Genomic DNA, 9,929 nt, shown 5'->3' on the forward strand with positions numbered 1-9,929 from the left:
GGTGCGCACCGGGCGGGCACTGCCGGTGAGACGCTCCCCGATGGTCGGTGCGGCGGCGACGGGGGCGGTGGCGACCGGTACGGTCTCGGTGGCGCGGGCGAGACGGTCGTTCTCGCGCTCCAGCTCGGCGATGCGGCGGTTGGCGTCGGCAAGCGCGGCGTCGCCCTGCTTGCGATAGCCGGCATGCGCCTCGCGCTCGTCGGCATAGCGCGTCTTCCACTTGCGGCCACCGCCGTGGCTGGCGAGCCCGAAGAACCAGCCGGCGACGAGGCACAATGCCAAAGCGACGAACTGCGTGGTGGTGGTGAACAGCATCCGAGCCTCCCTGTTACGGGTGCATAACGAGCGCGGCGGGGGTTGGTTCATCGGGCCGGGAGCGTCACGCTGCGTGGAAGCGGTGTCGTTGCGGTGGAATGGGTTAGGCGCCGAACGTGGACAAGATGGACACCTGAATGGAAACGATCCGGGTTTATCGTTTCCGGAAACGTGCTGATCGATGGCGATGAGAAAGAGCGTGTGGGGGGCGCTCTTTAGCATTTGGGGCGGGTGTAGGACAGCTGGCTCCGGCAGATCTGCGCAGTGTTCCTGCGAAAGCAGGAACCCAGGGCCAAGCAGAAACGGCTTTCGGCGTTTCGGACTCCTGGGCTCCTGCTTTCGCAGGAGCACTGGTGGCGTTTCGCGGGAGGTTCGAACACGTCCGGGGTGATGGATATGATGTGGAGGCGGATCGGGTCTCACCTGCCCTTCGACAGGCTCAGGGCGAACGGGGTGTCGGGATCCCTAGAAGGCGTCGCTGATCGAGCAGGCGGCGGGGCCGAGGATGACGATGAACAGCGTCGGCAGGATGAAGAGGATCAGCGGGATCGTCATGATCGCCGGCAGGCGCGCGGCCTTTTCCTCGGCGCGCATCATGCGTTCGTTGCGGAATTCGGCGGACAGGACGCGCAGCGCCGAGGCGAGCGGGGTGCCGTATTTCTCGGTCTGCACCATCGTCGTGACGACGCCGCGGATCGCGTCGAGGTCGACGCGGGTGGCGAGATTCTCGAACGCCTGCCGCCGTTCGGTGAGGAAGCCGAGTTCGATCGCGGTCAGCGTAAATTCGTCGCCGAGTTCGGGATAGGCGCGGCCGAGCTCCTTGGCGACGCGGTGGAAGGCGGCGTCGACGGTCAGGCCCGCCTCGGCGCAGATCACCAGCAAATCGAGCGCGTCGGGCAGGCCCTTGCGGATCGCGTCGCTGCGCTTGGTGATCTTGTTCTTCAGATAGATGTCCGGCGCCTTGTAGGCGAGGATGAAGGTCACCGCGACCAGCGCATAGCGTTTGAACGGCGACCAGTCGGGGAAATAATCGAGCCCGTAGACGACGACGACCATCAGGCCGCCGAACACGATCGGCAGCGCGAGCCGGCCGAAGATGACGCCGACCGCCCATTCCTTCGACCGGATGCCAGCACGCATCAGCTTGAGCTGCGCGTCCTTGACCTGGCTGTCCTGCAACACCTTGAGCGACGAGAGAAGGCCGCGCATCCAGTCGGTGGTGTCGCTGCGCTGGACCAGCTTGGCGCGGCGCTTGGTCGAGGCGGTGATGCCGGCCTTGAGCTGTTCGCGGCGTTCGTTGAGCGCCTTGACGCGCTTGGTCATCGGATCGGTGACGGTGCGCATCACCGTATAGATGGCGAGCATCACCGCAAAGGCGGCGACCCCCGACAGGATGGTCGCGACCCAGAGCACGTCGATGCCCATCAGCGTCGGTCCGGAAGCCTGCATGTCTATTCGCCCCCGGCCATCAGATTTCGAAGCTGACCATCTTGGCCATGATGAACACGCCGATCCCCATCCACAGCAGGCCGCCGATGCCGGCGATGATCAGCCGCGGTTCGGAGAAGAAGCCCTGCATATAGCCGGCGTTGATCATCCAGATCATCCCGAAGACGATGAACGGCAGCGACCCGACGATATAGGCCGACGCCTTGGATTCGGACGACATCGCCTTGATCTTCAATTTCATCTGGCCGCGCTGGCGCAGCACCGTGGCGAGATTGGCAAGCGTTTCGGCGAGATTGCCGCCGGTCTCGCGCTGGATCGCGATGGTGATGACGAAGAACTGGAATTCGGGCGTGCCGAGCCGGTCGGCGGTGTCCTGCAAGGCCGCGTCCATCGACATGCCGATCTTCATCTTGTCGGAGACCATGCGGAATTCCTCGCCGACCGGCCCCTCCACCTCGTTGCCGACGACGCCGATCGTCTCGCTGACCGGCAGGCCCGAGCGCAGGCCGCGGACGAGCAATTCGATCGCATCGGGGAATTTGGCGGTGAAGCGGGTGACGCGGCGGCGGATGAAATAGCCGACCATCCAATGCGGCACGCCGGCGCCGACCGCGACGCCGAACAGCAGGGCGAAGAGGAACGGCGCGCCCTTGAGCATCAGCAGCCCGGCGACGACGACGATCAGCCCGGCGCTGACCATGCCGTAGCGGCCGACGCTCCAGTCCTTGCCGGTCATCGCCAGCCGGTGGGCGAGCTGCGCCGGATTGGGCAGCAGCCGGCCGACTGCGAGGTCGGTGCGGGTCTGGACGCGGCCGGCGGCGATGCGCCGCATCTGCGATTCGACCACCGCGAAGTCGCCGTGCCGCATCCGCATCGCGGCGACGCGGCGCGTCTGCGCGCGCTGCGGCGACGGGCCGGCAAGCGCGAAGGCGACCAAGGCGATCGCCAGTCCGCCGCCGAGCAGCACCATCGCGAGAGGGAAGAGGTCCATCGCCGCGACGCTATTTCTTGGCGCGACGCGGCAGTAACGCGGAGAAGCCGCCGATCAACGACTTGCCCTTCTTGCGCGTCTTGCCGTCGCCGCTGCCCGCGACGAGTTCCTCGCCGGCGTTGAGGACGTGGCGGGTGAGGTCGATCAGCGGCGCGATCGTCTTGGTGTTCTTGCCCGCCTCGGCGAGCGGCTTGCCGAGCTTGGCCGATTGCGCTGCCAGTTTCTGGTCGAAGGGGACGAGGAAGTCGATCTTGCGCTCGATCGAGCTTTCGAAATCCTTGCGGCTGATCTCGAGCTGCGCGGCGGGGTGGACGCGGTTGGCGACGACGGTGAGGTGCGTCTGCGGCGCGTGCGTCTTGAGCCACGACAGGATGCGGATCGTATCGCGCGCCGAGGCGAGGGTGAGTTCGGTGACGATCACCGCGGCCTGGATGTCGCTGATGAGCTGCGGGTGCTGGACCAGCATCGCACGCGGCAGATCGACCACCGTCGCCTCGAAGGCGGCGCGCATCTCTTCCTGCAACTGGTAGAAAGCGGCGCCGTCGGTGACCAGGGGCGCGTTGATCGGCGCCTCGGCGGAGAGGACGGCGAGCTTCTCGGTCGCCTTGACCATCGCCCGTTCGATGAACAGGCCGTCGATGCGGCTGGGATTCTCGATCGCGTCGGTGAGGCCGCGGCCGGGCTCGAGATCGAGCGTCAGCGCGCCGGTGCCGAAATGGACGTCGAGGTCGAGCAATGCGGTGGTGCGCTTCTCGCGCTCGGCGAGCAGCCAGGCGGTCGAGGTGGCGACGGTCGACGCGCCGACGCCGCCGCGCGTGCCGATGACGGCGATCGCGCAATGCGGCCGGTCGATGCTGGCCTCGGCGAGCTTGGGGGCGTTGAGCATCGCCTGCGCGTGACCGAAGGCCTCGCGCATCGCGTCGGGATGGAGCGGCTTGAGCAGATAATCCTGGATGCCGCTGGCGATCAGGTCGCGGTAGAGGCGCACGTCGTTGACCTGGCCGGCGGCGATCACCACCGTGCCGGGCTCGCACACTTCGGCGAGGCCGTTGATGTCGCTGAGCGGATCGCCCGATTCGGCGAGATCGACGAGCAGGATCTGCGGGCTGGCCGAGACCGACAGCGACTGGACGGCGTTGCGCAGCCCGCCCTTATAGACCTTGTCGACCGACCAGCCGAGTTCGGCGGCGATCGGGCGCAGCGTTTCGGCGGTGGTCTCGTCGCAGACGTAGGCGGCGAACGGCTCGCGCGTCGACAGACCGGCGGGTTTCCAGGGGGCGTTCATCAATTGGCTCCGCGGGCGCTGGTCGCCTGCAGCGCGGCGGCGCCGGTCGGCGCCTTCTTGCGATAGGTGTCGATCGCCTTGGCATTGGCCGCGGTATCGACGAGCGGCTGTGCATCGGTGCCGGAGACCAGGTCGCTGGGGCGGGCGATCATCGCGGCGAGGTTGGCGTTGATGGCGCAGCCGTAATTGGACGAGGTGTTGGCGTCGAATTCGTTGCTCGAATTGCGGCTCCAGTCGGGGCAGCCGGGCACGCTGGCGTGCATGCGGCTGACGACGACGCGCAGCGTGCCGGGCGTCACCGGCGCGGCGGTCACCGGGCGGTCGTCGGAGAGAAGCAGGCCGTAACTGGCGACTACGGCGGCGATCTCGTCACGCGCGCGGCCGGCGGCGTCGGCGCTCTCGTCGATCGCGACCTTGTCGCCGAAGCCGAGGTGCATCGTGTCCATCCAGCCGGCGAGCCGGCGGCCTTCGCCGGCGGCGAGGCCGGCCCCGGCGGTGGCGAGGTCGAGCGCGTAATCGCTGCGTGCGACGACCGGCTGGTGGACCGATTCGAGGCCGCGGTTGGTGGTGCCCATGCAGCCGCCGAGAAGCAGCGCGGGCAGGGTGGCGAGGAGCAGCTTGTGCTTGGTCATCGGAGCCTTGTCCTTGGTCGGGGCCGGCGCGGGCATCAGTTGGAAAATCCGGGGGCGGGGACGGCGCCCTTCTTCTTCGACGTGGCGCGCGGATCGGCGGCGGCGGGGGCCGGCTGACGCTGCGGCACCGGCGGCACCGCCGCGGCGGCGCCGATCGTCGGCGCGGGCGGCTGGCCGCCGGGGACCATCGTCGGCACCGGACGCGGACCGTTGCCGCCCGAACCGACCTCGCCGAGCAGGATTCGCACGGCATCGCTCGGCGCGCGATAGCCGTCGTGCGGCAGCGCGATCTGGGCGGGATCGCTCACCGGCTTCACCAGATAGGGGGTGATGATGATGACCAGCTCGGTCTCGTTGCGCTGGAAGTTGGTCGAGCGGAACAGCGAGCCGATGATCGGCAGGTCGCCGAGGAACGGCGTCTTGTCGATGTTGTTGCCGTGGCTGTTGGAGAGCAGGCCGCCGATCATCATGCTCTGGCCCGAGCCGAGCTCCAGCGTCGTCTCGGCGCGGCGGGTGGTGATGCCGGGAACGCGGGTGCCGCCGACGCTGACCGCATTGGCATTGTCGATCTGCGACACCTCGGGACGGACGCGCAGCGAGATGCGGCCGTCGGACAGCACCGTCGGCGTATAGGCGAGGCTGACGCCATATTGCTTGTACTCGACGGTGACGGTGCCGAGCCCGCCGGAGAGCGGGATCGGGATCTCGCCGCCGGCGAGGAAGGTCGCGGTCTCGCCCGACAAGGCGGTAAGATTGGGGTTGGCGAGCGTCGTCACCTGACCCAGCGTCTCGCCGAGATCGACCGCAGCGAGCAGGTCGAGGCCGAGCAGCCTGCCGGCGAGGCCGAGCGTCGAGCCGGAGCTGCCGTTCGGGATCAGGGTGGTATTCGTACCTGTGTTGAAGCCGGTCGCCAGCGGGAAACCCGGCGTATATTGAGGGCTGACGCCGCCGCGACCAATGCCGAATTTGAACCCGCCGGTCGAGTCGACCGAACCGAGGTTGACGCCGACGTTCTTGATGAACGTCCGGCTGACCTCGGCGATGCGGACCTGCAGATTGACCTGCAGCGGGGTCGCGGTCTTGAGGCGCGAGAGCACCTTGGTCGCGTCGCCGACATAGGCCTGGACCAGCCGTTCGGCCTCGGCGGCGTCACCGGGGCCGGCGACGGTGCCGGTGAGCAGCACGATGCCGTTCATCGGCGTCGCGACGAGCCGCGCGTCGGGCATCGCGAGCTGGAGCATCGTCGCGATCGAATCGAGGTTGTTGCCGACGCGGACGGTGGTCGCATAGACGACCGCGCCGCCGCGGGTGGTGGCGGAGATCGTCGTCTCGCCGGTCTTCTTGCCGAAGATGTAGAGTTGCGTCGGCGAGCGGACCTGGACGTCGGCGATGCTGTCATCGGCGACGAAGACGTCGCTCATCGGTCGCGACAGCGTCACCAGCCGGCCGCGGCCGGTGTTGACCTGGACGACCGACGAACTGCCGCCGGCGACCGCGGCGTCGGCACCGCTGCCGCGCGCATCGGCGATGGCGAGCGGTGCGGCGACCGTGGTGGCGAGCGCCAGCGCGACGGCGGCGGTGCGGCCGCAGCGGGTGCGGAGGGGGTGGACGAGAGGCATGTCAGTTTTTCCCTCCGACCGGAACGACGGTCACGGTGTTGCCGCGGGCGATCCGCACGGCCGGGCCCTGGATCGTCGCGCCGCCGGCGCCGGGCGCGCCACCCGGTGCGGTGCCGGTGCCCATCGGGGTGCCGGCGGCCGGTGCGCGTGCCGGCACGGTGCTGCGCTGGAAGCGCGAGACGTCGGCGCCGGTGGCGAAGGTGGTGCCGCCGGTCTGCGGCTGGGTGGCGAGACGCAGCATCATCGCCTTTTCGGCGCGCGGGTCGCCGTCGGGCACCTTGACCGCGCCGCTGGCGATCGCCTCTTCGAGTTCGGTCGAATTGTCGGCGAGCGCGCGCAGCGACAGCGACAATTCGCCGATCGTGCGCGCCACCGCGACCTGTTCGGCCATCTTCGGCGTCGCCTCCAGCGTCACCGTCGAATAGCTCGTGACCTTCGACTTGCCGTCCTCGCCGACGACATTGTCGGTGCGCTGGTCGGTGGCGAGCACGCGGACGTTGCGCATGATCGTCTCGGACACCTTGAGCGGCTGGCCGTCGCCGCCGCCGTTGACGGTCTGGGTCAGGACGAGGTCGATGCGGTCGCCGGGGAAGACGAAGCCGGCGACCGCCGCCTGGCTCGACACGCTGACGGTGACCGCACGCATCCCCGGTCCGAGCGCGGCGGCGAGGAAGCCGCGGTCGCCCGGCGACACCAAAGCGCCGCGGGTGACCGGCTGGCCGGCGGTGATCGCGTTGCGCACCACGGTGCCGGTCAGTTTCGCCACGTCGGTGCCCGCCTTGAGGTAATAGGCATTGTCGACGAGCTGCTGCGGCCAGGGCTGGAACTTGAGCGCGGTGGCGTCGAGGATCGTGCCGACGGGCAGCGCGCGGGTCGCGACCAGCACTTCCGGGCCGGTGACGACGACCGGGGCGGGGGCGCCCATCGCCACCGCCTGCGGCGCGGAGGCGCCGACGAGCAACGAGCGGGCGAAAAATGCCGTGATGCCGGCGACGAGCAACGCGCCCACCAGCAAAACGATCTTGCGACTATCCATGGTCTCAACGGGCCTTTCAGCGCACCGGTGGTTGATTGGGCCATCTTGGCCGCGGACTGGTTAAAATCCGGTTCGTCTTCAAAGGGCTGGCAGAGTGGCGGGCAGCGCGAGCAGCGCCGCCGCGGCGATTGCGACGCCATAAGGCACCTCGACCTCGCCGATTCGGCGCTGCCAGCGGCGCTCGATCATCATCGCGACGGTGATCGCGCCGCCGAGCACCGACATCAGCATCAGCATCTGCAACAGGCCGCCGAGCGGCAGCCACAAGGCGAGCGCGCCGATCATCTTGACGTCGCCGCCGCCCATCCAGCCGCAGGCGAAGGCGCCGACGAACGCCGCGAAGACGATCGCCGCGACGAGCAATTGCACCGCGACGTCGCCCCAGCCGAGCCCCATCGCCCACCACCACAGCGGCGCGAGCAGTGCGATCGCCGCATTCTTGCCATTGGCGATCTCGCGGGTGCGGGCATCCTCGATTCCCGCGGCGACGAGCAGGCCGCCGAGCGTGACGGCCAGCGCCGCGATCAATAGACTATCCCATCCCATCGGACGCGACAGGTAGACGGCATGGCTTGCGAAACCGTAACCAAAGCAACGATGACCGACCAAGCCGAGCTGCGCCGCGACCTGCCCGCCGATTCGCGCCTGACGGAATGGCAGGCGCCCGACGGCTGGCGCCACCGCCGCTTCGACTGGCCGCACCCCGACGCCCGCGGGCGTATCCTGGTGCAGGGCGGCCGCGCGGACATCGTCGAGAAATTCCTCGAGACGATCCGCCACCTGCATGCCCGGCGCTGGTCGGTGACCGCGTTCGACTGGCGCGGACAGGGCGGCTCCGGGCGGCTCGCCGCCGATCCGCACGTCGGCCATGCCGCCAGTTTCGACGCGTGGGTGGGCGATCTCACCGCCTTCTGGCGCGACTGGACGCGCGAGGGGAGCGGACCGGCGGTGCTGCTCGGCCATTCGATGGGCGGGCATCTGGCGTTGCGCGCGATGCTCGACGGCGGCGTCGTGCCCGATGCGGCGGTGCTGGTGTCGCCGATGATCGGCGTGCGCTCACCGCTCGGCGCGCGGGCCGGTCGTGCGGTCGCCTGGGCGATGACGAAGATCGGCGATCCCGCCCGGCCGGCGTGGACGGTGCGGCCGGGCAAGGCGTCCGCCGGCCATCGCCAGCAGCGGCTCACCCATTCGCTCGATCGCTATGCCGACGAAGCCTTCTGGTATGCGCGCGATCCGTCGCTGCTGCTCGGGCCGCCGAGCTGGGCGTGGGTGCTCGAGGCGTTCGACTCGGGCGCGCGGCTGCAGGCCGACCCACGACTGGCGACGCTCGCGGTGCCGATCCTGATGCTGGTCGCCGATGCCGACCGGCTGGTCGATGCCCGCGCCGCGGTGCGGCTGGCGGCGCGGCTGCCGCGGGTCGAACTGGTGCGCTTCGGTGCCGAATCGGCGCATGAGATCCTGCGCGAGGACGATGCGGTGCGGCGGCGTGCCTTCGACGCGATCGACGCGTTCCTGGACCGGCTGCGATGATCCACGATGTCGCGATCATCGGCGCGGGGATCGCCGGCGCCAGCCTCGCCGCCGCGCTCGCGCCGCACGCCCGCGTGCTGCTGCTCGAGGCGGAGGCGCAGGCGGGCTATCACAGCACCGGGCGCTCGGCCGCCTTCTGGTCGGAGACCTATGGCGGGCCGGGCATCCAGCCGCTGACCAGCGCTTCCGAAGCGGCGTTGCGCGGCGGCGGCTATCTCGCGCCGCTGGGGTCGCTGCATATCGGGCGGGCGGCGGATGCCGGGCGGGTCGACGCCTTCCTCGCCGCGTTCGAGGGGACCGCGGTGGTGCTCGACCGCGTCGATCCCGCCGCGTTCGTGCCGGGGCTGCGGCCCGAATGGACGCTCGGCGTGCACGAGCCGAGCTGCGCCTATATCGATGTCGCGGCGCTCCATGCCGCCTATCTGGCCGAATTCCGCCGCGCCGGTGGAGCGATTGCGACGCGCGCCGGGCTGGACGAGGCGCGGCGTGCCGACGGCATCTGGACGATCGCGACGCCGGCGGGGACGTATCGCGCGCGCGTGCTGGTCAATGCGGCGGGGGCCTGGGCCGATCGCATCGCCGTGCGGCTGGGCGCGGCGCCGCTCGGCATCCAGCCCTATCGGCGGACGATGGTGCAGTTGCGCACCGATCCGCCCGCGGGCGCCGATCTGCCGCATGTCGCCGATATCGCGGGGCGGTTCTATTTCAAGCCGGAGGCGGGGCGGCTGTGGCTGAGTCCGCACGACGAGACGCCGGTCGATCCGCACGACGTCGCGCCCGAGGAGATCGACGTCGCATTGGCGGTCGACCGGTTCGAGCATGTGGTCGACTGGCGGGTCGCGGCGGTCGAGCGGCGCTGGGCGGGATTGCGCAGTTTCGCGCCCGACCGGTTGCCGGTGTACGGCTTCGATCCGGCGGTGGCGGGGCTGTTCTGGTGCGCGGGGCAGGGCGGCTTCGGCATCCAGACCGCGCCCGCCGGCGCGGCGGTGGCGGCGAGCCTGTTGCTGGGGACGGGCCTGCCGGCGGGGTTCGAGGGGGTCGACGTCGCGCGCTATGCCGCGGGGCGGTTTGC

Annotated in this window: 10 protein-coding genes; 2 read left to right on the forward strand and 8 right to left on the reverse strand. The window is 69.7% G+C overall.

What is annotated here, in order from left to right; genetic code table 11:
- The 8 genes from FFS23_RS19085 to FFS23_RS19120 all read right to left on the reverse strand — a co-directional run.
- A partial coding sequence (locus FFS23_RS19085) for a hypothetical protein (protein ID WP_137899845.1) occupies nt 1-315 on the reverse strand: 315 nt, incomplete at its 3' end.
- Nucleotides 316-780: 465 nt separating this feature from the next.
- The gene (locus tag FFS23_RS19090; protein WP_171009555.1) at nt 781-1,764 is read right to left on the reverse strand and encodes a type II secretion system F family protein; all 984 of its coding nucleotides are present in this window, start codon (nt 1,762-1,764) and stop codon (nt 781-783) included.
- 19 nt (nt 1,765-1,783) lie between these two features.
- On the reverse strand, nt 1,784-2,755 hold the full coding sequence (locus tag FFS23_RS19095) for a type II secretion system F family protein (RefSeq protein WP_038660612.1): 972 nt from the start codon (nt 2,753-2,755) through the stop codon (nt 1,784-1,786).
- A gap of 10 nt (nt 2,756-2,765) precedes the next feature.
- Entirely contained in the window at nt 2,766-4,040 is a 1,275-nt protein-coding gene (locus FFS23_RS19100; RefSeq protein WP_038660609.1) for a CpaE/TadZ family protein, read from the reverse strand.
- Nucleotides 4,040-4,672: a CpaD family pilus assembly protein gene (locus FFS23_RS19105; RefSeq protein ID WP_137899846.1), complete on the reverse strand. Its 633-nt coding sequence runs from the start codon at nt 4,670-4,672 to the stop codon at nt 4,040-4,042. Before FFS23_RS19105 ends, FFS23_RS19100 begins: the two co-directional genes overlap by 1 nt.
- Before the next feature lie 35 nt (nt 4,673-4,707).
- Nucleotides 4,708-6,291, reverse strand: coding sequence for a type II and III secretion system protein family protein (locus FFS23_RS19110; RefSeq protein ID WP_137899847.1), 1,584 nt, complete (start codon nt 6,289-6,291; stop codon nt 4,708-4,710).
- A 1-nt stretch (nt 6,292) separates the two neighbouring features.
- The gene (cpaB, locus tag FFS23_RS19115) at nt 6,293-7,327 is read right to left on the reverse strand and encodes a Flp pilus assembly protein CpaB (protein WP_038660604.1); all 1,035 of its coding nucleotides are present in this window, start codon (nt 7,325-7,327) and stop codon (nt 6,293-6,295) included.
- Nucleotides 7,328-7,405: 78 nt separating this feature from the next.
- Nucleotides 7,406-7,873, reverse strand: a complete 468-nt coding sequence (locus FFS23_RS19120; RefSeq protein ID WP_137899848.1) for an A24 family peptidase — start codon at nt 7,871-7,873, stop codon at nt 7,406-7,408.
- A gap of 51 nt (nt 7,874-7,924) precedes the next feature.
- Between FFS23_RS19120 and FFS23_RS19125 the strand changes: the two genes are divergently transcribed.
- Both FFS23_RS19125 and FFS23_RS19130 read left to right on the forward strand, forming a co-directional pair.
- On the forward strand, nt 7,925-8,857 hold the full coding sequence (locus FFS23_RS19125; protein WP_137899849.1) for an alpha/beta fold hydrolase: 933 nt from the start codon (nt 7,925-7,927) through the stop codon (nt 8,855-8,857).
- Nucleotides 8,854-9,929 (forward strand): NAD(P)/FAD-dependent oxidoreductase (locus tag FFS23_RS19130; RefSeq protein ID WP_137899850.1); only part of this gene is annotated, 1,076 nt, incomplete at its 3' end. The genes FFS23_RS19125 and FFS23_RS19130, both read left to right, overlap by 4 nt.

The organism is Sphingomonas sp. 2SG (genome assembly GCF_005503285.1).
GTDB lineage: Bacteria > Pseudomonadota > Alphaproteobacteria > Sphingomonadales > Sphingomonadaceae > Sphingomonas > Sphingomonas taxi.